Raw genomic sequence first — 21232 nt, forward strand, 5'->3', positions numbered from 1 at the left:
CTCCTCCTTTCCTTAGTCAGTTTATTCTGTTTCTAATTTTCTTTTATAGTTCTTCACATTCTCGAAAGGATCTGTCTTGGAATGCGGAGAAACTGCTTGATAACCTAAACGTTTGCGTGCTTGGAGTGCATATTCAGAATCTTCTCCGTGCTTCGCAAAGGATAAATGTGTTGATGAGAACGTCTGCACATCTGCAGCATCAGGAAGCATCAAGTAGTCATACGTTTTCTTCGTTAACTTTGGTGCTTCTTTCTTTGTTTTGTTTACCCATTTATCATAGTCAGACTGCGTCATCGCATTGACTTTGAATTTTTGCTGAGCAAAGCCCTCGCCTGTGAAGTTGGCGTTTCTTCCTTGGTATGTGCCTACTTCATCAGCTTGAAGATATTGTTCCATTTCCATTCCAGCCATCGCATACTTCTCCCCGCCTAGCTGAGGAATCCATAGTGATGCCATTGTATCAGCGGAAGTGATTTTGAATAAAATCGGCTGATCTTTTGGAATGTTTAAGTAGTTCACTGTCTCAATATTTTCCTCTGGATAACTAAAGATCCATTTCCAATCAACAGCTGTCGCATAAACGACAAGTGGATCTTTATGGCTTGTTGCTTGAGGTGCCTCTTCCAAAGAGTAAATTGTTTTTACAGTTGGAATCGAAAGAGCAGCAACGATTAATATTGGGATCACTGTCCAGACAACTTCTAGAAGCGTATTCCCGTGTATTTCTGGGTTATAAGAGGCGTTTCCAACGTCCTTACGCTCACGGTATTTAACCAAAATGATGGTAAACAGTACAAATACCGCACCAACGATAAAGAGCATAAATCCGATAGATAAAAGGATTAAGTCTTTTTGTTGTGCTGCGACTGGTCCTTTAGGATCTAAAACAGCGATATTGCTGCAACCTCCTAATACAAAAACACTCACGAGCATCGCTAATAAAAGCATAGGTTTAATGGCTCTGAACAAGAAGATCACCATCCTTCCTTAAATAATGTATAAATTGCTGAATAATTGTGAAAAGCCATCTGCCTTCGAAAACTTTTCTTCCCTTTGTAATGCTATCAAAATCTGTTAGAGTTAGCTTCCCTTTTTTCAAAAGTTCATTTATTTTTCAACAGATTTCTATCAAAATGTCATAAATTCGACATAAATTTATATTATTGCACACACAATAAATTTCTAGGATTTTGAAAAGTTGAGAGTTGAAGGCAAAGGACAAACAATCAAGAACTTTGTCAAATTTAGGTTTACCACAATAAAAAAGTTTGGTCAAATTTCAATTTAACTTAATGAAATTTTATCTAGGTAAACAATTTCAAAATAGGTATCCCCACATTTAACAAAAACCTTACTTATTTTAACGCAAGTTGACAAGAAAAGAAAGTATCGATCCTCTGACTATGCGGTGTAAGAATTGGCAATCAAGATGAATATGTGGAATCCCGCTAAATGACTTCCAGCAAAAAACCGGCTCAGCGCCGGCATTCTGCAGTTATTCTTCTCTCACTAAAATATCAGGGCGTCTATAGATGTCCCCTTCATGCTCAACGTCAATGTATGTCCACTTGCCTGTATAGGTTAAAAAGCGGTTCCCCTCTTTCTCTACGACTATCGTATCCTCTGACTTCAATCCAGGCAATGAAGGGTTCCAAGTAAACACTTGTTGCAGCTGAATTTCTTCTTTCGATGAGGGAACTGCAATGATTTCTCTAGATACAAAGCCCGTTTTCCCTCCTTGATGAAGCTTTTTCCAGCTATCAGGGAAGCCCTCTTTTTCATACTGAGCAATACCTGCTTTCAATACATCTCCCAATGTCTTACCAGGGCGCGTGGCAGCATTCATGACCGTGTCAATTCGTGCAAGCCGCTCTTTGTTCTCTTCAAGCTCCTTTGGAAGCTGACCGAAGTAAACAGACCTTGTGACATTCGCAACGAGTCCATGCCGTTCAGCGCAAAGAACAACAAGCGCATGCTTTTGAAGTTTTTTGTCTGTCGGAATTGGATGACGGTATTGATGAATCCGGTCATCTGTTGCCACAAGCAGTACCTCTATCGTCATTCCGTGGGCGATCGCTTTTTGAGCCGCAAGCGAAGCGATTTCGTGCTCCGTCTGTCCTGGAACGATTTCTTTACAGACACTCTCTACAATGACTGCTGTTTCATGACAAAGCGTTTCATATTGGCGGAGCTGTGATGCGGAAAGAATGGATCGGACTTGCGACAAATCCGGCTCGATCCATTCGAATCCATCCATTTGAATGTCTGACCCGATCCGTTTGTCTTTTGTGAGTGTTTGAATGTGTGCCGTATCATCCTCAAACCAATCCATCGTTACCACTTGAAATGGGTGATCGATATACGCCATCTCTTCTTCAATGATCCGCTTTTCTTCCATTTGATTCACAATAAGGACGATATCGTCTTTTAACACAAGCAGCTTGCACACGCCCTCTGGTGTATTTAACACGATGTGATTTCTTCTTCCTCCTGTCAGCCAGGAGAAGTTATTACGCTTTTGAATCAAGACACCGTCGAGCTGTTTTTCTTCCATTAATGTTCTTACTTGTTCAATCATCTAATCACCTGCCTATATGAGTGTATGAATGAAACGTTTAAAAGCTGTTTTCCCTTGCTCGGTTCTTTTAAACACACCCGCCTGTGAGAGAATACGAGAAAAAATCATACCGACTTCTTTTTGTAAAATGGCTTCTGTATTGTCCTCTGTAAAGGTATTCTCTTCAAGCAGACGCTTTGCCCATGTTTCGTGTTTCGTGATAGCAGGGCGGGCTTTGATTTCTTCAAGGGGGTTTTTGGATAAGAGCGCTTCTTTTAATTGACTTAATTCCTCTGCTAATCTACCAGGAAGAACTGCAAGACCCATCACTTCAATTAATCCGATATTCTCTTTTTTAATATGATGGACTTCTTCGTGCGGGTGGAAAATTCCATCCGGGTGCCGCTTGTTTGTACGATTATTGCGCAGCACTAGATCTAATTCATAGTCATCGCCATGACGGCGTGCAATGGGTGTAATGGTATTATGCGGTGTCTCTCCTGTATGAGCTAGCAGCTCTACTTCTTCATCTGAGTACATTTTCCACTTGGTTAAGATAAAGTCTGCGGCGTCTGCAAGCGTCTGCCGGTCGCTGCTTCGAAGCCGGATGACAGACATCGGCCATTTCACAATGCCAGCCCTCACATTCGGAAAGGCATTCAGAGAAAAGACATCTTCCACCTCCGCTTTCGCCATCGGAAATTCATGCGCACCGCCCTGAAAATGGTCATGACTTAATATACTGCCCCCGACAATCGGAAGGTCGGCGTTCGATCCGATGAAGTAGTGCGGGTATATATATATGAAAGAAAGCAATCGTTCAAAGGTCTTTTTGGTGATGCTCATCGGCTCATGTTCGCCTTTGAACACAATGCAGTGCTCGTTGTAATACACATAAGGTGAAAATTGTAGAAACCAAGATTCATCTGTGAGTGTCACAGGAATAATCCGGTGATTCTGTCTCGCTGGATGGTTGATCCGCCCCCCAAACCCAACGTTTTCTTTGCAAAGGAGACAAAGAGGATATTGTTTTTGACTAAGCTTTTTGGCTTCAGCGATTGCTTTTGGGTCCTTTTCCGGCTTTGATAGATTAATTGTGATCTCCAGCACGCCATCATCTGTTGGTGTAAACCACTGCACATTTTTGGCGATTCTGCCTGTATGAATATAGTGTGCGTGCTTCTGCATTTCATAGAACCAGCTTGTAGCCGCCTCTGGCCCTTCATGCTGGCGTTTCTCTTCAAACTTTGCGTAGATGACACTTGGAGGCGCCACCAAGCATCCCATGATTTTCGCATCTAGTAAATCGCGATACGTATCCGTCCCCTCAGGGATAAGGCCAGTCTCAACTGCCCAATCCAGCATCGGCACTAAGATGTCTTCAAGCTCCGCCTCCCCTGAGACTGTTCTCGGCTCAGCTTCATCCAGCCCAAGCACCTCAAGCAGCCGATTTCTCGTATAATCGATATCTAGTCGTGTGATCAGCTCTTGATTGATCCCGTATTGAATCAGCTGTTCCAGTTTTTCAAAAATATCAACCGCCATTCTCTCTGTCCCCTCTCTTGCCTGCCTGTTATGCGTTATTTACTCTGGTAGCCGTCTGGATGCTTCTGAAACCAATCCCACGCACTTTGAATGATGGTGTGAAGGTCAGCATATTGAGGTGTCCACCCTAATTCTTGCAGTGCTTTTTCAGAAGAAGCAATCAGCTTTGCTGGATCTCCCGCGCGTCTGTCAGCCACCTGTGCTGGGATCGCATGCCCCGTGACGTTTCTAACAGCATCTACTACCTGCTTCACGGAGAAACCAGTGCCATTCCCTAAGTTATATGTTGCACTTTCTTTTCCAGCGCGCAGACGATCAACAGCTAAGATGTGCGCGTCTACTAAATCCATGACATGAATGTAATCCCTAATACACGTGCCATCCTCTGTCTCATAATCATCACCGTAAATCATGATCTGATCTCGTTTTCCTAAAGCCACTTGCAGAATGATCGGAATGAGATGTGTCTCAGGCTGATGATCCTCTCCGACAAGTCCTTCTGTATGAGCGCCAGCTACATTAAAGTAGCGAAGCACGACGTATTTCATTCCATATGCCTGCTCAGACCACTTCAGCATTTTTTCAATGGCTAGTTTCGTTTCTCCATAAGGATTGGTTGGATTCGTCTCATCCGTTTCAACGATCGGCACTCGCTTTGGTTCACCATATGTGGCAGCGGTTGAAGAGAAAACGATGTGTTTCACATCAAATTCATTCATCACCTGAAGTAAGGCTGTTGCTCCTCCAACGTTGTTGTCATAGTACTTTAGCGGGTCTGTTACACTCTCGCCGACAAGTGAATCTGCGGCAAAGTGCATCACCGCTTCTATTTGATGTGTTTTGAAAACCTGTCTTAAAAAATCTTGATCTCGTAAATCTCCCTCTTCTAAAACAGCTCCCTCCAAAACAGCTTCTTTGTGGCCTGTCTGCAAATTATCCACTACCACCACTTGTTCACCTTTCGCTAAAAGAGCCGCTACCGCATGGCTGCCAATGTATCCTGCTCCCCCGCACACTAAAATTGTCATTACACTTCCTCCTTCGTGAGTTCTCTTGCGCCGCCTCCAATTCCAGCTGTGTAAAAAGCGGCTTGAATGCCTGTCTTCTCTTGATAAATCGCACCCGTTTCTTTTATAAATGATGCCAGCTGCTTTTCTTTCACAATACTGATCGTGCAGCCGCCAAAACCCGCGCCCGTCATACGAGAGCCAATGGTTCCAGGATGGAGCCAAGCGGCTTCTGCAAGTGTATCTAGTTCAAATCCAGTCACTTCATAATCATTCTTTAAAGAGAGATGAGAAGACTTCATGAGGGCGCCTATTTCTTCCATTTTATCATCTTTCAGAAATTTGACTGCTTTTATGGTCCGCTCGTTTTCTGTCACTACGTGTCTTGCACGTTTGAGGCATGTTTCATCCTGAATCAAATGGGCATGTTCGGCAAATTCATCTGCCGTGAGCTCACATAAGTGGGCAAGATCGATTTCTTTTCGTAAATCGTTTAAAGCTGATTGACACTCTGACCGGCGTTCATTGTATTTGGAGTCTGCCAGTGTCCGCTTTTTGTTTGTATTGGCAATGACAAGCGCCAGTCCCTCTTGCCGAAACGGACTGTATTGAAAATCAAGGGTATCGCAATTGAGCAAGATGGCGTGATCTTCTTTTCCAAGAGCAATTGAAAACTGATCCATGATGCCGCAATTGACGCCAATAAATTCATTTTCTGCACGCTGCGAAAGGAGGGCAAGACGGGCATTTGAAACGCCAAATGAATGCCATTCATTGATGAAGACGGCGGTGACAAGTTCAATCGAGGCAGAGGAAGACAGGCCTGCGCCATTGGGAATATTGCCGCCGTATACAATGTCAAAGCCTTCTTCTATCTTCATCCCTGCTTCGATAAACTGATGGAACACACCCTTCGGATAATTCGCCCAGCCGTCCGATTCTAAGTAAGCGATTTCAAAAAGGTCGAATTCTTTCACACCATCGCCATCAAAGTTCAAGGAATACATTCTCACGCGGCCATCTGTCCGCTTTGCACATGCTGCATATGTACCGAGAGTGAGCGCACAAGGGAATACATGACCTCCATTGTAATCTGTATGTTCACCAATCAAGTTCACTCTTCCCGGGGCAAAAAAATAGCGAAGTTCTTCTTCTCTATCCCCAAATTGCTGGTGAAATGCCGTGCGTAACATATCGATCATATCCATTCCCCTTTTCTCTTCTGATACTCTTATTTTAGTTGCCTGAACTGCGTAAGTTCAATGGTAAAAAAATCGTTAAAAAATACCCTTTTTTTGCTGTGAATGGTACGATGTGATATGAGGTGTACCATGATTCAAAATAGAAAAAGGTTGTTTTTTGCTGTGAAGGAGGTTTTCCAATTTGAAGAAGGAAGCATTTGCATTTCGTTTTCACCATTCTGATGTTACATTGCCGGCACAAATATGGTCTGTTGGCTGGGAGGTTCAATCATCTTCGTTATACAGCTGGAATGGCGTGGAGCGGAAGGATCAGGGCAAGTGCATCTTTCAGCTCACACTGTCTGGACATGGCATGATTGAAATCGGACAGAAGCGGTTTAAAGTCTTGCCGGGGCAGGCCTTTCTTGTGAAAAGCCCTAGTGCCTATCAATATTATTTTCCAGAGGACAGTGAGCATTGGGAATTTCTCTATTTGACGCTTTATGGGGAAGCCTGCGATCTTTGCTTTGACCAATTTATAGATCAAGGAAAGCAGGTCATGCGTTTTCATCCTCATTCCAAACCGATCCGCCTGCTGAAGAAAATTTATGATGAAGCCAGTGAAAGACGGATAACCAATCCATTTGAGGGGTCTAGCCTTGCTTATCAATTTGTCATGGAACTGTATTCATATTTGCCAAAGCTTGAGGGACAAATGGAGAAATGGCCTGAGCCTATCGTCCAAGCGGCCTTGTTTGCCAGCCATCATTTTCACGAGGAAATTGGCCCAGACGATATGGCAGCTGCGGCACGTTTATCCAAAAGTCATTTTACGAGAGAATTCAAAAAGGCCACTGGCTTCACACCTATTCACTACTTAACCAATATCCGGTTAGAAAAGGCGGAAACATTACTAAAAACAACGAAATACTCGATTGAAGAAATCGCCATACAGTGCGGCTACCGAAATGCGAATTACTTGAATAAAGTCTTTCGAAAGAAAATCGGCATGTCTCCAAAGCAACTGCGGGAAACAAGCGATGCATAATAAAAAGCAGCCGCTGCATCATTGGCTGCTTCTTTTACGCTTTTGACAGGTCAACATGAATTCTCCCTTGTCTTAAAACAATGGTCATTTGCGTATCAGGGGTCATTAAGTTTTCTAAAATGTCCGTTGCCGTTTGAAGCGCAATGTCCATTCGGTTGATCTTTTCCTTTTCTTGTTCCGAAAACGCTTCTGGATGTGCGGTCATTTCTTTGACTAGCCTCAGCACTTGTTCATGCTGCTTTTCTGTTTGTTGATATATGGCATCATATAAGTCGTCTGGCCTGCTGCTCATTTCACATCACCTATCTTTTTTTATGTGTTAAATCGCATCTTCTTTTGTTTTCTTGAAGACGAACCACTTACTGGCGACATAATTGACCACCACAATCACAAAGTTGACGAGAATTTTTGCGACGGTTTCATTGAGCGCCATTTGGCTCACAAATAAAATCATCAGCCCCAGATCTACACCTAGAGACATGAGACGGACACTAAAAAATGAAGAAAGCTCACGCATGAGGCTTTTTGTGTCACGAGCCTTTTGCTTGAAGACATACTTCTTATTGGTGATATAAGCAAAGAGAACAGCAAATACCCATGAAACAACCGTAGCTGTTTTGTAATCCATGGAAAACATCTCAACGAATAAATAGAAGCTGACGATATTGACAATGGTTGTACACACACCCATCACAAGATACATGACAACTTCTTGATACTTTTGAAAAAGGCTATACATGTCTTTCTTCATTCCTTCTTGGTGGTTTCTGTTTCTTTTAGAATACCATCTTGAGAAGAACTTCCCAAACGAACAATATGTATGTCCTGCAAAGATGAAATTTGTTCTACTCGATGGCAAATGTCAACACAATTGGTTTATATGAGTCAAATGTTTTAGGTCTTTATCATTATTTTAATTTATAATCTTTCAACTGACTTTACAATTGTTTATTATTAGAAGTAAGATTTCAATATTTATGGGTTTTTTAGTCATTTTTTTAGGGACGTGGTAGGTGATAGATTTTACAAAATAGGTTAAATGTCATCATTTTTCGACAAAAATTTATTTTGCGCTGTTTTCAACCACACGTACAGTTACTAGACGGTTTGTTCAAGTCATTGGTTGCAGTGAATATGTCTTATTGAACTGGAGGATATTATGGATACGCAAGTGAAAAGAAGAGTTGACGAAGAGTGGGTTTATTTGATTCAGGAAGCGAAAAAAATTGGACTAGGCATCGAAGAAATACAAGCTTTTTTAACATCCAACGGTGATCAGAAGATGATAAACAAACCGTAAATCAACGCCGTTATCCTTTGTCTTTCAGACTGCTTTGGCTATAAGTTCTGACCTGTCAATTGACCTTTTGAAAATCCTTTCATGACGATACGCTACAATAATTGAACACCTCTCCATACCAATCCCTTCACTCAATGGGGTTCTGTCTTTCTATATTAGGAGGACAGTCCATTTCCTGTTCTTTATATGATCCCTTTTTTAGCCGTCATTCATGAAAATTGTCCTTCTCTCGTTATAAAACCAAGCTGCTCACCCATATATTAAGCATGAAAACAACGAGAAAGCAGAAAGGTGGGTAGAGCGTGAGTTCAGATTCCCTTTCGTATTATCACCAAAAAAAGGATCAGTATTATCATGGGGTAAACCCGGTCATCGTCAGCCGTATTCGCGCGGAATGGACGTCTTTATTGGATATCGGATGCGGCACAGGCAAGCTTGGAAAAGTACTGAAACAAAAGGGCCGGACCATTTATGGCATTGAGTCATTTGAAGATGCAGCAAAAGAGGCTAAGCAAGAGCTGGATCATGTTCTCTGCGGAAATATTGAACAGATGGCTCTCCCTTATCAACATGAACAATTTGACTGCATCATTTTCGGAGACGTCCTCGAGCATTTATTGGACCCTTGGGCCGTTTTAAAAAAGGTGAAACCCTTCCTTAAAAAAGAGGGTGCCATCCTGTCATCTATTCCAAATATCGGCCACATTTCAACGGTTTTAGAATTACTAGCCGGCAGATTTACTTATACAGATGCAGGGTTAATGGATCAAACACATTTACGTTTCTTCACCCTTCACGAAATACATGCACTCTTTCATTCAGCGGGTTTTCGCATTCGCGAATTCGAGACCATTCGCGTACAGCATCCTTCCTATGCAAGCGTGTTGAATGATTTACATGAATTACTCATGAAACACGGCATTCGTTCTGATTTTCACGAGTCTTCTACAGCCTATCAATATGTGGTCGAGGCGGTTCCATTTCATGAGTAATCCGACGATTCTGTTTGTTATATGTGTGAATGATGAATCGATGTTTCAAGCTTGCTTCCGGCAGCTCGCTTCACTTCCGGCTCCTCATGGATACCATGTGGAGGTCTTACCAATCAGATATGCATCAAGTATGACCTCTGCATACAATGAAGCCATTACTCATCCAGCTCAGTTTAAAATTTATCTTCATCAGGATACCTTGATTGTCAAACAGCATATGCTGCTTGAACTCATCCCGCTTTTTTTACAAAATCCTTCACTTGGCATGGTTGGCGTGATTGGAGCAGAAAACGTGCCTGACAATGGAATTTGGTGGGAGAGTTCTGATTGCAGGGGAAAAGTCATTGAATATCGTCACGACACCTATCAGCTGCTTTCGTTTGAAAGAGACCGTCAGCAGCCCGAAGCGCAAGATTATATCAAAGCTGCGGCCATTGATGGTATATTCATGGCAACACAATACGATGTGAGGTGGCGTGAGGACCTCTTTGACGGCTTTCATTTTTATGATGTCTCGCAGTCCTTTGAATTCACTCAGCAGGGCTATGAAGTTGGGATTGCAAAACAAGAAGAGCCTTGGTGTATTCATAAATGCGGAGATCATTTCGACGCAGAAGCATATGAAAAAGCGAGACAAACATTTCTTGCAAATTATCGATAGAAAGCACCCTTTTCGGGTGCCTTTTTTATGATATACTGTCATAAACAGCCAGATCGTCTCATATGCATTGGAGTACCTTGTCCCTAATTCGTACAAAGGAGGAAACAATGGCAGACAAAAAAGTTCATTATAAGAAGGTTGCCGCTTCAGAGGATTTTCGAAAACTTCTTGAGGAAAAACGCAGATTTATCGTACCGATGACGATTTTCTTTTTTCTCTTTTACTTTTCACTTCCGGTTGCTACATCCTACTTCACCTTTTTGAACACGCCGGCAATTGGCGCGATCTCATGGGCTTGGTTATTCGCCCTCACACAATTTGTCATGACCTGGGTTTTATGTGGACTTTATGCAAAAAAAGCAGCTAAGTTCGACAATTATGTAAGCGCTTTAAAAACTGAATCAAGAGGTGATGACGAATGAGCATGACCGCTTTTATTTTGTTCGTAGCGATCGTAGGGCTCACATTGGTCATCACATATTTTGCTGCGAAAAAAACAAGCAATGCGAGTGATTTTTACACAGCAGGCGGAGGTCTGACTGGGTTTCAAAACGGCCTTGCCATTGCTGGAGACTATATGTCTGCTGCATCATTTTTAGGGATTGCTGGAATGATCGCGTTAAACGGATTTGACGGCTTTTTCTATAGCATTGGTTTTCTAGTAGCGTATCTTGTCGTTCTTTACGTTGTGGCTGAACCGCTACGAAATCTGGGAAAATATACGATGGCCGATATGATCGCTGCACGGTTTAAGCGCCCTGCTATTCGAGGGGTTGCCGCCTTTAATACCATTACAGTTTCCACTTTTTATATGATTGCACAGCTTGTTGGGGCAGGTGCATTAATCAAGCTGCTTCTTGGCATTGATTACTGGATCGCGGTGCTGATCGTAGGTGTCCTAATGACCATTTATGTCGTGTTTGGCGGCATGATTGCGACTAGCTGGGTACAGATCACAAAGGCTGTGCTTCTCATGCTTGGGACGCTCATTATTTCTCTGCTTGTGTTTGCAAAGTTTGATTTTAGTCTGCTGAAGATGTTTGAACAGATGAAAACAGCGACCCCGCTCGGTGGGGCATTTCTTCACCCGGGAAATAAATATGATGTGCCTTTAGAGACACTGTCTTTGAACCTTGCTTTAGTGCTTGGGACAGCAGGTTTGCCGCACATTTTAATCCGGTTTTATACGGTCAAAGATGCCATTTCTGCGCGTAAATCTGTTCTATCCGCTACGTGGATCATCGGTATCTTTTATTTAATGACTGTTTTCCTTGGCTTCGGCGCTGCTGCATTTGTTGGAACAGAAGCGATCACAGCAGCAGATGCAGCAGGAAATATGGCCGCTCCACTGCTCGCTCAAGCTCTTGGAGGAGATTTGTTATTTGCCTTTGTTTCCGCTATTGCCTTTGCGACTATTTTGGCGGTGGTAACGGGTCTCGTCCTATCCGCCGCGTCTGCCTTTGCGCATGATTTTTATAGTCAAATTATCCGCAAAGGAAAAGCGAGTGAGCGGGAGCAGGTGAAGGCGGCACGCTTTGCTTCCATCGGCGTGGCGATCCTCTCTATCGTTCTTGCATTATTTGCCCAGTCCTTAAACGTCGCTTTTCTTGTGTCTCTTGCCTTCGCAGTGGCGGCGAGTGCGAATTTACCTTTGATTATCTTCACTGTTTTTTGGAAACGATTTAACTCTACGGGTGCCATCGCAGGAAGCTTAACAGGCCTTCTGAGCGCACTGATCATCGTCGCGCTCAGCCCAAGCGTCTGGGACCCATCAGGAGCAGCCATCTTCACAGGAGAGCCGCTCATCCCGCTGTCGAACCCTGGGATTATCTCGATTCCACTCGGATTCCTTGCCGCATACTTAGGCACGATATTCTCCTCTGAAAAAGCAGATGAAGACACCTTTACGGAAATTCAAGTAAAGGCACATACAGGCATGCATATGGATACTGATTCATAAGGAAAAGCCGGCTGCTCAGCCGGCTGTATTTGTGATCTTCTGTTCAAGTCTCAGTAAGGTATAAATTGGCTTTTTAATTTATTTTTATACTTCTCTAATCTGGCCATCCTTCTAAACGTGATTAGAGAGCAGCATGTAATAATGATTAACAGAATTTCATGAACTTCCCCTCTGTTATCCACCACACTCTTCATTCCTATCCCTCCCCGTAATGAATCTATTTATAGTTATGTATCCCCTGCAAGATGTCATTCCTATGTTATCATGTTATACACATACTGGAAATTATTTAAAACGACATGAAAGAAGTGGGATGACATATGCAAAGGATTTATTCTGCAAAATTATTATTTGAATCCATCTCAACGCCAAGCAGTATACCTGATAAAATCTTTGAAGAACGAATTGTCTTGGTAAAAGCTAAAAACCGCCGTAAAGTGAAGGAAAAAGTCGAACAAGGCTTTCCAGACGAAACCTATGATAATGCATTTTTGATAAAGAAACATCTGCTCAAGAAGCCATTGAAGCATATTCTATAGATAAATAAAAAAGCCGGCTGCTCAGCCTGCTTTTTAATAGCGCTGGAATAACTCTGGGTTTTTCGGAACGTTTTCTAAATAAACGATCTTCCCTTGGTCGTCCAGCTCTGCGATATCAATTCCTTCTGCTGTATAAACACGGCCATCCGAAAGCTTTCCGCAAACGGCCCAGTTTGTTTCATACTTTCCATCTTCTCTTTTCATCCACCCATCCCACATATGCTTAATGTCTTCATGCACGTGGAAAAATGTGTTCAAAAACTGTGTGAATGCTTGGATACCAGGCTTTTGTGCGCCATTTAAGACAATCATGACATCTTCAGAAAACAATGCCAGCAATTCATCCAGCTGCTCCTGCCCTTTTCCTGCTTCATCATACCGGCGAAAATACGTATCGAGCACTTCCATGTTCATTCTCCTTTATTTACCTGTCATTTCGAAAACAATCGAACTAACGTGATTGTACACAATTGTTTCTATCCTGTCTATTTTCCCCGGCATAAGAAAAGACATGAATTGATTCCATCCATGTCTCCTTCAGATTAAAGAGATGCTTTTTCTGCTACAACAAGTGATTTCAGCTCTTCTGCTGCTTTTTTTGGATCGGCGCTCTGGCTAATAGCACTAATGATGCTTATACCGTCTGCCCCAGCTTGTATCACTGGTGCAGCGTTATCGTATGTGATCCCTCCGATACCTACAATCGGAATCTGAAGGCCATGACGGCGGACTTCAGTGATCAAAGACACACCCTGGACACTGCGTGTATCCTTTTTCGTTTCTGTTGGATAGACTGGGCCCATCCCGACATAATCTGCTCCGTCCTTCATGGCTTGTTTTACTTCGTCTAGGTTATGCGTCGACACGCCTAATATTTTATTCCCGATCCTTTCTCTGACGTCTTTTGCATTTGTGTCTTCCTGTCCAACATGAACGCCATCTGCATCAAGATCAATCGCTAGCTGTACATCATCATTCACAATAAAAGGAACTTTTGCTTCTTGGCAAAGCGCTTGAATTTGACGAGCCAATTGTTTCTTCTCATCACTCTGCAAAGCCTTTTCACCCTTTTCACGAAATTGAAACATGGTGATTCCGCCTTGAATGGCCTCTTTCACAACATCAAGCGGCTGCCTCGTTGTATTCGCTGTGCCCATAATAAAATAAACCGATAATTGCTGTTTGATTTGCTGTTGCTCAGCCTTTGTCATGTGAAACTCCCCCTATTTTCCCTAGTGTCAGCACATCTTCACCGGTTGTGTGTGATAGTGCGTTTAACAATTCCATTTGAAAAGTTCCCGGTCCTTTATCCTTTGCGCTCAGAGCTGCCCTTTCAGCGGCGACACCATAAAACAGCAATGCAGCGGCCGACGCATGAAGCGGCTGTTCACCTGCTGCACAAAATGCCCCGATGACTGACGTCAGCAAACAGCCGGTTCCCGTCACCTTGGTGAGCCATTCATGTCCATTATGAATGGACAGCACCTCATCTCCATCTGACACCACATCGACTTTTCCTGTGATTACCACTATTGTCTGAAGTGCAATAGACGCTTGTTTGGCTAATGCCGATACATCTCCATTCGCCGCTTTCGCATCAACGCCTTTTGACTCCCAGCCATCCACTCCAAGTAAATGAGCCACTTCAGCAGCATTTCCTCTGACAACGGTCATTTTCACTTTCTTTAACAGCTGTTTAGCGGCATTCGCTCGAAACGTTGTCGCACCGACGCCGACAGGATCTAACAAAACAGGTACACCTTTTTCATTGGCGGCTTGTCCAGCGAGTATCATAGCTTCCACCGTCTCTCTGGTCAGTGTGCCAATATTAAGCACAAGTGCATCCGCTAATTGCGCCATTTCAGCCACTTCTTCTTTGGCGTTTGCCATGACCGGCGAAGCACCTAAAGCAAGCAGTCCATTCGCTGTAAAATTCGTCACGACTTGATTGGTGATATTATGAACGAGTGGATTTTTTTCTCGAACCTTCTCCAATAAATGAGACGCGCAGCTTGTTTTCATCCGTATCGTCCTCCCTTTTACTCTGCATCCCACACGTAGGATTTCGTATGCTTTAACCATTCTCTTGCCGCAAACGACAAATAGCGGTCTTTACGCCAAATGACACCTAAATGCCACGGGATCGATGGGTTTAGGGAAATGACCCTTACCTTTTCAGGATCAAGATCACGGCAGATTCGTTCTGGCAGAAGTCCAATCCCTAAGTTTTCAGCTACCATTTCACTAATGAAATCCCACTGAGACGTTTCATAAATGACATTTGGCCGAAATCCCGCATTCATACATTCATTCAAAATCCGGCTGTGCAGAACAAAATCTTCTCTAAAGAAAATAAAAGACTCTTCCCTTAAATCAGCTAAATGTACCTCCTCACGACCAGCCATCGGATGGGATGGGTGCGTCACGAGCTTCATGTTCTCTTTAATAATGGTGTACGTATGAAAAATTTTATCATTTGCAGGCAGAACAATGACACCAATATCAAGCGACCCATCCTCAACTCCTTCTTCTACCTTAATAGAGCCGTGCTCAACCAATTGAAATGTGACATCTGGATATTGCTGACGGAATTCCCCCATGACATTCGGGAAGAAACTTGACCCAATCATCGGCGGCAGTCCGATTCGAATATGCCCTTTTTTCACATTCATTAAATCATTTAATTCGCTCGTTAAATTCTGAAATGACTGTGTGATTTCACTCGCCTGTGTATACATGGTTTGGCCAGCATCTGTCATTTCAACCTGCCGGCCATTGCGGTAAAACAACTGGACCCCCAGCTCATCCTCCAGGTTTTTGACCATCTTGGAAATGGTCGGCTGCGATACGTAAAGGGACTGCGATGCTTTCGTGAAGCTCTTTAACCTTGCCACTTCTAAAAAATATGTTAAATGTCTGATGTCCACATGCTTCATCCTTCCTATAGACAAAAGGAATAATTACTATTCGATATATGTATTTTACCTATAACTGAACGTGCTGTACACTTTAAAGTAAGCTCATCACTTGGAACGTTGTCATGTTTTTGTGAAACACTGAACAATTTATATAGAAAAAGGAGTGAACAGAAAGTGAAATTGCTCAAAACGCCGCTCATTGCTGCCCTTCAGATTATGGCCTTGTTTATTTTTGCGAAATTCATGAATGTGCTGGCGGCCTTTTTGCATTTAAGAATTCCGGGCACGATCTTAGGCATTCTTGTCATTTTCTTATTACTTCATTTTAAGATCATTCAATTAAAATGGATAGAACTTGGCGCCGTATGGCTGCTCGGAGAACTGCTGCTTTTCTTTATTCCATCAGCAGTTGGTGTCATTGATTATGGAAAACTGCTTTCTCAATCTGGCACAAGTATTGTCCTTGTCGTCTTAATTAGTACGTTTGTGGTTATGCTCTCAACTGGTATCATGACGCAAATGATTGCGAAACGAAAGGAGCGGAAAAAGCTATGTTAGTTGGCGGACTATTTCTGATTTTAACAGTTCTTTTATATCTCGGATCAAAAGCGGTGTACAAACGGCATCCGAAGGTTTATGTCTCACCGTTACTTGTCACTCCGCTTGTCCTTGTCGTCTTGCTGTTAATCGTCAACATTCCTTACGATGCTTATAATCAAGGCGGGAAATGGCTCACGAATATGCTGCAGCCTGCGACTGTTGCTTTTGCCATTCCTTTATATAAGTATTTTCATATCCTGAAGAAGCATGCAGTGGAAATTATTTTGAATGTGGCTTGCGGCTCTGTCATTGCGATCTTATCAACGGCATTTATCGCCAAGTTGTTTCATCTGGACACAGGCCTTATTGAGAGCCTTGTCCCAAGATCGGTCACAACACCTGTAGCGATGAGTGTGTCAGAAATGATCGGCGGCATGCCGTCCGTTACGGCCGTATTTGTCATTTTAACCGCACTGTTTGGATCGATTATCGGTCCAATGGTGATCCGTTATTTCCGCATCGATAATGACATTGCCATGGGCGTCCTGCTTGGAACAGGTGCACACGGTGCAGGAACATCGAAGGCCTTTGAAATGAGCTCCGTCTCAGGGACGATCTCAAGTGTATCGATGATTATTTCAGCCATTATTACATTATGTGCAGCGCCTATCCTTATGTCGTTTGCCTTATAGAAAAAAGCCATTCCTTATCGGAAATGGCTTTTTCTTATGCTTGTATGAAGACAACCTTTAAATAGTTTCCTTCGGGATAATTCTTCGTTGTACGGAAATCCTCAGGAAGTGTATATTCTTCAAGTATCCGATAGGTTTGCCCTGATTCTTTAAAAGCCTGTGCAATAAACCCTTTAAATTTCTTCATGCCAAACGCACTGCTATTCGTTGATGCCACAATGACGCCGTTCTCAGCTGTAATTTGGATGGCTTCTTTTAATAGCTTCTTATAATCCTTCGCCGCACTGAATGTGTGCTTTTTCGTTCGTGCAAAGGAAGGCGGGTCTAAGATGACGAGATCATAGGTCCAGCCTTTTTTCGCTGCAAACGGAAAATATTTAAAGACATCCATAACTTTGATATCCTGCCCGTCCACATCAATACCATTGACTTCAAACTGCTCAGATGTTTTTTTCAAGCTGCGGTTTGCAACATCCACACTTGTCGTACAGCTCGCTCCACCAAGCGCAGCTGCCACTGAGAAAGCGCCTGTGTAAGAAAATGTATTGAGCACAGTCTTTCCTTTTGCATAACGGTCTCGGATCGCTTTTCTCACATGACGCTGATCAAGGAAGATACCCGTCATCGCGCCATCATTTAAGTAAACCGCCACTTTCATCCCGTTTTCTTTCACGATGAGAGGAAATTCACCTTTCTCTCCCTTCACAAAATCATCATCTTCTATATACTGTCCAGACGTATCAAATCGTTTCTTTTCATAAATGCCTTTATAGTCTGGATATACGTGCTCAAGTGCAGCCAATACATCTTCCTTTAATGTATAGACTCCTTCGCTATACCATTGGATGAGGTAGAATCCGTCATAATGATCAATCGTGACGCCGCCAATTCCATCACCCTCTCCGTTGAAGACGCGGAAAGCAGTCGTCTGTGCATCACGAAATAAATGCGTTCTGCTTTTCGCCGCCTGCTCAAGCCTAGAGTCAAAGAAAGCTTGATCTATTTTTTCGTTCGCATCAAAGGTTAGGACCCAGCCGATTCCTTTATTTTGTACACCATAATACCCTTTTCCTAAAAAAGCGCCTCGCTCATCTACCCATTCAATGAGCTCGCCTTCCCGTACACCGTTCACATGCGATACTGCATCTTTGGAAATGAGCGGATATCCTTTTTTCACTTGCTCCGCAAATGTTTGTTTTAATGAGATTTTTTTCATTTGTGTCATCCTTATCCTAAATTGACTCTCTCTATCCTACCATATGAATGTATACGTTACTTCTATTATGATAAGATGAGGAGAAAAATATCAACATGACATAGAGGAGGCACTTCGTTTGACGACATTACGCTTAGATCATACAGGTATTATGGTTTCGAATATTGATCAATCGATTGATTTTTATGAAAAAGTGGTGGGCATGAAATTAAAGGACCGCATCACTCATACAAATGGAGTGATTGAGCTTGCCTTTCTCGGTTTTAAAGATGAAACCGAAACGGAAATTGAGCTCATCCAAGGCTACAGCAGTGACCTGCCATCTGAAGGGAAGGTCCATCATCTCGCTTTCACAACAGACAATATTCATGCTGAATTCAATCGTATTCAAAAGCTGCAAATTGAATTAATTGATGAAGAAATCACGACATTACCAAATGGATATTGCTACTTCTTTTTCAGAGGACCAGACCAAGAATGGATCGAATTCTTCCAGCGCTAATATTTCCTAGGAAATGGGGCCGCTAAATCTCTCCATTTATTCATAAAAAAAGAGTAAGAGCATATACATGCCCTTACTCTTTTTTTATAACACTTTACTAAGAAATGATTTTGTACGCTCATGCTGCGGGTTCCCAAAGAGAGCTTCCGGTTTGTCTTCCTCGACAATATATCCGCCATCCATAAAGATGACACGATCTCCTACTTCTCTTGCAAAGCCCATTTCATGTGTGACCACAATCATTGTCATGCCTTCGACAGCTAATTGTTTCATTACAGCTAATACATCCCCCACAACCTCAGGATCAAGAGCCGATGTCGGCTCATCGAATAATAGTACTTTCGGGTCCATTGCCAAGGCTCTTGCAATGGCGACACGCTGTTTTTGTCCACCAGATAATTGATTAGGAAAGCTTTGAGCTTTGTCTTTTAAGCCGACTTTTTCAAGCAAGTCTAACGCTTTTTCGACTGCTGCCTTCTTCTCGATGCCTTTTACCTTGATCGGTGCAATCGTGATATTTTCTAAAACGGTTTTATGAGGGAATAAATTAAAGTGCTGAAACACCATGCCTACTTCTTGTCGTACTTTATTGATATTCACTTTTGGGTCTGTAATCGTGTGTCCGTGGACAACGACTTCTCCAGCCGTGATATCTTCTAATTTATTCAGGCATCTTAGAAACGTGCTTTTCCCTGATCCAGAAGGACCAATGACACACACTACTTCCTTTTCCTCGATGACTGCGTTAATATCCTTTAACACTTCGTGATCGCCAAAAGATTTCTTTAAGTTTTTCACCGTAATCATACTCATTTGATATCAAATCTCCTTTCTGCGTAGCTAGCCAGTAGAGAAAGTAAATAAATGATCACGAAATAAATGACACCGACAATAAGCCAGACATTCAAAGGATCAAATGTAGCCGATGCTTGAACTTGTCCTCGCTGCATAATATCGGCAATCCCGATAATAGATAAGAGAGATGTATCCTTCAAGCTGATGATGGCCTGGTTTGTAATCGCTGGGAGCATCCGGCGGAATGCCTGCGGAAGGACGATAAAGCGCATGTTTTGCCCCCCTGTAAAGCCTAAAGAGCGCGCAGCTTCTGTTTGTCCTTTATCAATAGACTGAATCCCTGCACGAATAATTTCTGAGAAATAAGCCCCTGCATTAATCGCTACTGTAATAATTCCTGCAGGCACTCGATCAAGCGAAATGAATTCAAGTGTATTCAAACCAAAATAAATGAAGAATAGCTGTACAATAAATGGTGTACCTCGAATGGCATTCACAAAAACGAGTGCGATGAAATTTAAGATTTTAAATGGTGACAGACGGAATAATGCCACAATTAACCCGATGATAAACCCTAAAATGATGGCAACAACAAAGATATATAAAGTGGTTTGCAAACCATCCATTAAATACGGAAATGCATTAATAATAGTATCCATGTTTCTCCCTCCCTAATTCACATACGGCTGACACATAAAGAAAGCGCGCTCGGAGCGCGCCTCGCTTGTGTTATGACTTCAAATATTTATCAATAATTTTGTCATATTCACCGTTTTTCTTTAGGTTCTCAAGACCTTTATTGATCTTCTTCAATAGGTCTTGGTTTTTCCCCTTCATGACAGAGATACCATACTGGTCTCCATTCAAGCGGTCTCCAACTGTTTTCAATTTTAAATCTTGTTGTGCGATCGCATACGTAATGACAGGATAATCCTCAATTAAGGCATCTGCATTTCCGTTTGATACTTCCTGGAACATAGATGGGCTGTCATTAAATTGAACGACTTCATACCCATATTTATCAGCGTTATCAGATGCGAATTTTGCACCAGTCGTCCCGTTTTTAACAGCTAGCTTTTTCCCCTTTAAATCATTAATAGATTTGATGCTGCTGTCCTTTTTCACAACAACTGTCAGTCCAGCGTCGAAGTAAGGATCTGAGAAATCTACTTTCTTCTTACGCTCATCTGTAATACTCATTCCGCCCATTCCAACATCAAGCTGTCCTGCCTGCATCGCTGGAATGATGCCTGAGAAGTCCATAGCTTCAAGCTTCACTTTGAAACCTTGGTCTTTCGCGATTGCATTAATTAAATCAACGTCTATCCCTTCATATTTACCGCCTTTTTCAAATTCAAATGGCGGATAAGTTGTATCTATCCCAATTTTATATGTGCCTTTGCCTTCTCCCGAACCACTGTCCGATTTTGATCCACAGGCTGCCATGACAAGCACAACAATTAGTCCCATGATCAATAACATCGATTTCTTCATAAAACACGACCCCCATTGTCAGTTTTGTCTAAATATTCGCAATAACAATAATACTATACCACGCTAAATCTATAGTGTGTGATATTTTTTATCAATACCAAAGATCCATACAATTCTAGATCAATAGTCTCTTTAAATTTTACTTTTTTGCGAATAACTCATTTTATTCTAAAAGAAGAGTGATTCACAATTATGATGTGAGATAATCTCACAAAAAACGAGTCAGTGCCTTGATAAATGAAGTTTCTCCCTTGCATACGAAAGCAAACTCAACAACTTCCTTCC

The 21232-nt window shown here is 42.4% G+C and carries 25 protein-coding genes; 10 read left to right on the forward strand and 15 right to left on the reverse strand.

Annotation, left to right across the window (positions count from 1 at the left end):
• Positions 1-21 precede the first annotated feature (21 nt).
• The 5 genes from qoxA to AWT60_RS01105 all read right to left on the reverse strand — a co-directional run bounded on the left by qoxA (position 22) and on the right by AWT60_RS01105 (position 6311).
• Positions 22-978: a cytochrome aa3 quinol oxidase subunit II gene (gene qoxA, locus AWT60_RS01085; protein WP_087976235.1), complete on the reverse strand. Its 957-nt coding sequence runs from the start codon at positions 976-978 to the stop codon at positions 22-24.
• Between the two features lie 517 nt (positions 979-1495).
• The gene (locus tag AWT60_RS01090) at positions 1496-2578 is read right to left on the reverse strand and encodes a M24 family metallopeptidase (RefSeq protein ID WP_041108306.1); all 1083 of its coding nucleotides are present in this window, start codon (positions 2576-2578) and stop codon (positions 1496-1498) included.
• Between the two features lie 12 nt (positions 2579-2590).
• Entirely contained in the window at positions 2591-4102 is a 1512-nt protein-coding gene (gene galT, locus AWT60_RS01095) for a UDP-glucose--hexose-1-phosphate uridylyltransferase (RefSeq protein ID WP_218676758.1), read from the reverse strand.
• A gap of 35 nt (positions 4103-4137) precedes the next feature.
• The gene (gene galE / locus AWT60_RS01100; RefSeq protein WP_034621905.1) at positions 4138-5130 is read right to left on the reverse strand and encodes a UDP-glucose 4-epimerase GalE; all 993 of its coding nucleotides are present in this window, start codon (positions 5128-5130) and stop codon (positions 4138-4140) included.
• Entirely contained in the window at positions 5130-6311 is a 1182-nt protein-coding gene (locus AWT60_RS01105; protein WP_373272882.1) for a galactokinase, read from the reverse strand. The genes galE and AWT60_RS01105 overlap by 1 nt, the downstream gene beginning before the upstream one ends.
• Positions 6312-6492: 181 nt before the next feature.
• On the opposite strand from AWT60_RS01105, the gene AWT60_RS01110 reads away from it, so the two are divergent.
• Positions 6493-7338, forward strand: a complete 846-nt coding sequence (locus tag AWT60_RS01110; protein WP_024423841.1) for an AraC family transcriptional regulator — start codon at positions 6493-6495, stop codon at positions 7336-7338.
• A 34-nt stretch (positions 7339-7372) separates the two neighbouring features.
• Here AWT60_RS01110 and AWT60_RS01115 read toward each other — a convergent pair whose 3' ends face one another.
• The gene (locus AWT60_RS01115; protein ID WP_024423842.1) at positions 7373-7630 is read right to left on the reverse strand and encodes a hypothetical protein; all 258 of its coding nucleotides are present in this window, start codon (positions 7628-7630) and stop codon (positions 7373-7375) included.
• Positions 7631-7657: 27 nt separating this feature from the next.
• Entirely contained in the window at positions 7658-8041 is a 384-nt protein-coding gene (locus tag AWT60_RS01120) for a GtrA family protein (protein WP_012011676.1), read from the reverse strand.
• Positions 8042-8497: 456 nt separating this feature from the next.
• On the opposite strand from AWT60_RS01120, the gene AWT60_RS01125 reads away from it, so the two are divergent.
• The 6 genes from AWT60_RS01125 (at position 8498) to AWT60_RS01150 (ending at position 12790) form a co-directional block, all read left to right on the forward strand.
• Complete coding sequence (locus AWT60_RS01125) at positions 8498-8638, forward strand: anti-repressor SinI family protein (RefSeq protein WP_008345506.1); 141 nt, start codon at positions 8498-8500, stop codon at positions 8636-8638.
• Between the two features lie 302 nt (positions 8639-8940).
• A complete protein-coding gene (locus AWT60_RS01130; protein ID WP_202738480.1) occupies positions 8941-9630 on the forward strand; it encodes a class I SAM-dependent methyltransferase in 690 nt (229 codons plus the stop codon).
• Positions 9623-10291, forward strand: a complete 669-nt coding sequence (locus tag AWT60_RS01135) for a glycosyltransferase family protein (protein WP_218676759.1) — start codon at positions 9623-9625, stop codon at positions 10289-10291. The genes AWT60_RS01130 and AWT60_RS01135 overlap by 8 nt, the downstream gene beginning before the upstream one ends.
• A gap of 107 nt (positions 10292-10398) precedes the next feature.
• Positions 10399-10713, forward strand: a complete 315-nt coding sequence (locus AWT60_RS01140) for a DUF485 domain-containing protein (RefSeq protein ID WP_024423845.1) — start codon at positions 10399-10401, stop codon at positions 10711-10713.
• On the forward strand, positions 10710-12251 hold the full coding sequence (locus tag AWT60_RS01145) for a solute symporter family protein (RefSeq protein WP_163114692.1): 1542 nt from the start codon (positions 10710-10712) through the stop codon (positions 12249-12251). The genes AWT60_RS01140 and AWT60_RS01145 overlap by 4 nt, the downstream gene beginning before the upstream one ends.
• A 320-nt stretch (positions 12252-12571) precedes the next feature.
• Positions 12572-12790 (forward strand): DUF4288 domain-containing protein, encoded by a 219-nt coding sequence (locus AWT60_RS01150; protein WP_056765440.1) that lies wholly within the window; start codon positions 12572-12574, stop codon positions 12788-12790.
• A gap of 33 nt (positions 12791-12823) precedes the next feature.
• Here the strand turns inward: AWT60_RS01150 and AWT60_RS01155 are convergent, their stop codons facing one another.
• The 4 genes from AWT60_RS01155 to cidR form a co-directional block, all read right to left on the reverse strand.
• Entirely contained in the window at positions 12824-13198 is a 375-nt protein-coding gene (locus AWT60_RS01155) for a nuclear transport factor 2 family protein (RefSeq protein ID WP_218676760.1), read from the reverse strand.
• Positions 13199-13332: 134 nt separating this feature from the next.
• Positions 13333-14001 carry a thiamine phosphate synthase gene (gene thiE / locus AWT60_RS01160; RefSeq protein WP_202738477.1) on the reverse strand — a complete coding sequence of 223 codons (669 nt, stop codon included), beginning with the start codon at positions 13999-14001 and terminating at the stop codon, positions 13333-13335.
• Positions 13988-14812, reverse strand: a complete 825-nt coding sequence (thiM, locus tag AWT60_RS01165) for a hydroxyethylthiazole kinase (protein ID WP_218676761.1) — start codon at positions 14810-14812, stop codon at positions 13988-13990. Before thiM ends, thiE begins: the two co-directional genes overlap by 14 nt.
• Before the next feature lie 17 nt (positions 14813-14829).
• Positions 14830-15717, reverse strand: a complete 888-nt coding sequence (gene cidR, locus AWT60_RS01170; RefSeq protein WP_218676762.1) for a cidABC operon transcriptional activator CidR — start codon at positions 15715-15717, stop codon at positions 14830-14832.
• Between the two features lie 165 nt (positions 15718-15882).
• Here cidR and AWT60_RS01175 point away from each other — a divergent pair, with 165 nt between their 5' ends.
• A complete protein-coding gene (locus tag AWT60_RS01175; protein ID WP_024423851.1) occupies positions 15883-16266 on the forward strand; it encodes a CidA/LrgA family holin-like protein in 384 nt (127 codons plus the stop codon).
• A complete protein-coding gene (locus tag AWT60_RS01180) occupies positions 16260-16940 on the forward strand; it encodes a CidB/LrgB family autolysis modulator (protein WP_024423852.1) in 681 nt (226 codons plus the stop codon). Before AWT60_RS01175 ends, AWT60_RS01180 begins: the two co-directional genes overlap by 7 nt.
• Positions 16941-16974: 34 nt before the next feature.
• Here the strand turns inward: AWT60_RS01180 and AWT60_RS01185 are convergent, their stop codons facing one another.
• Positions 16975-18156 carry a class I SAM-dependent rRNA methyltransferase gene (locus AWT60_RS01185; protein WP_218676763.1) on the reverse strand — a complete coding sequence of 394 codons (1182 nt, stop codon included), beginning with the start codon at positions 18154-18156 and terminating at the stop codon, positions 16975-16977.
• A gap of 118 nt (positions 18157-18274) precedes the next feature.
• Here AWT60_RS01185 and AWT60_RS01190 point away from each other — a divergent pair, with 118 nt between their 5' ends.
• The gene (locus AWT60_RS01190) at positions 18275-18658 is read left to right on the forward strand and encodes a glyoxalase GlxA (RefSeq protein WP_024423854.1); all 384 of its coding nucleotides are present in this window, start codon (positions 18275-18277) and stop codon (positions 18656-18658) included.
• Between the two features lie 84 nt (positions 18659-18742).
• Here the strand turns inward: AWT60_RS01190 and AWT60_RS01195 are convergent, their stop codons facing one another.
• The 3 genes from AWT60_RS01195 to AWT60_RS01205 form a co-directional block, all read right to left on the reverse strand.
• Positions 18743-19471 carry an amino acid ABC transporter ATP-binding protein gene (locus AWT60_RS01195; protein WP_024423855.1) on the reverse strand — a complete coding sequence of 243 codons (729 nt, stop codon included), beginning with the start codon at positions 19469-19471 and terminating at the stop codon, positions 18743-18745.
• Entirely contained in the window at positions 19468-20112 is a 645-nt protein-coding gene (locus AWT60_RS01200) for an amino acid ABC transporter permease (protein ID WP_024423856.1), read from the reverse strand. Before AWT60_RS01200 ends, AWT60_RS01195 begins: the two co-directional genes overlap by 4 nt.
• A 70-nt stretch (positions 20113-20182) precedes the next feature.
• Positions 20183-20947 carry a transporter substrate-binding domain-containing protein gene (locus AWT60_RS01205; RefSeq protein WP_024423857.1) on the reverse strand — a complete coding sequence of 255 codons (765 nt, stop codon included), beginning with the start codon at positions 20945-20947 and terminating at the stop codon, positions 20183-20185.
• Between the last annotated feature and the right edge of the window lie 285 nt (positions 20948-21232).

The sequence above is a fragment of the Bacillus sp. F2HM genome (assembly GCF_019266135.1).
GTDB classification, from domain to species: Bacteria; Bacillota; Bacilli; order Bacillales; family Bacillaceae; genus Bacillus; species Bacillus safensis.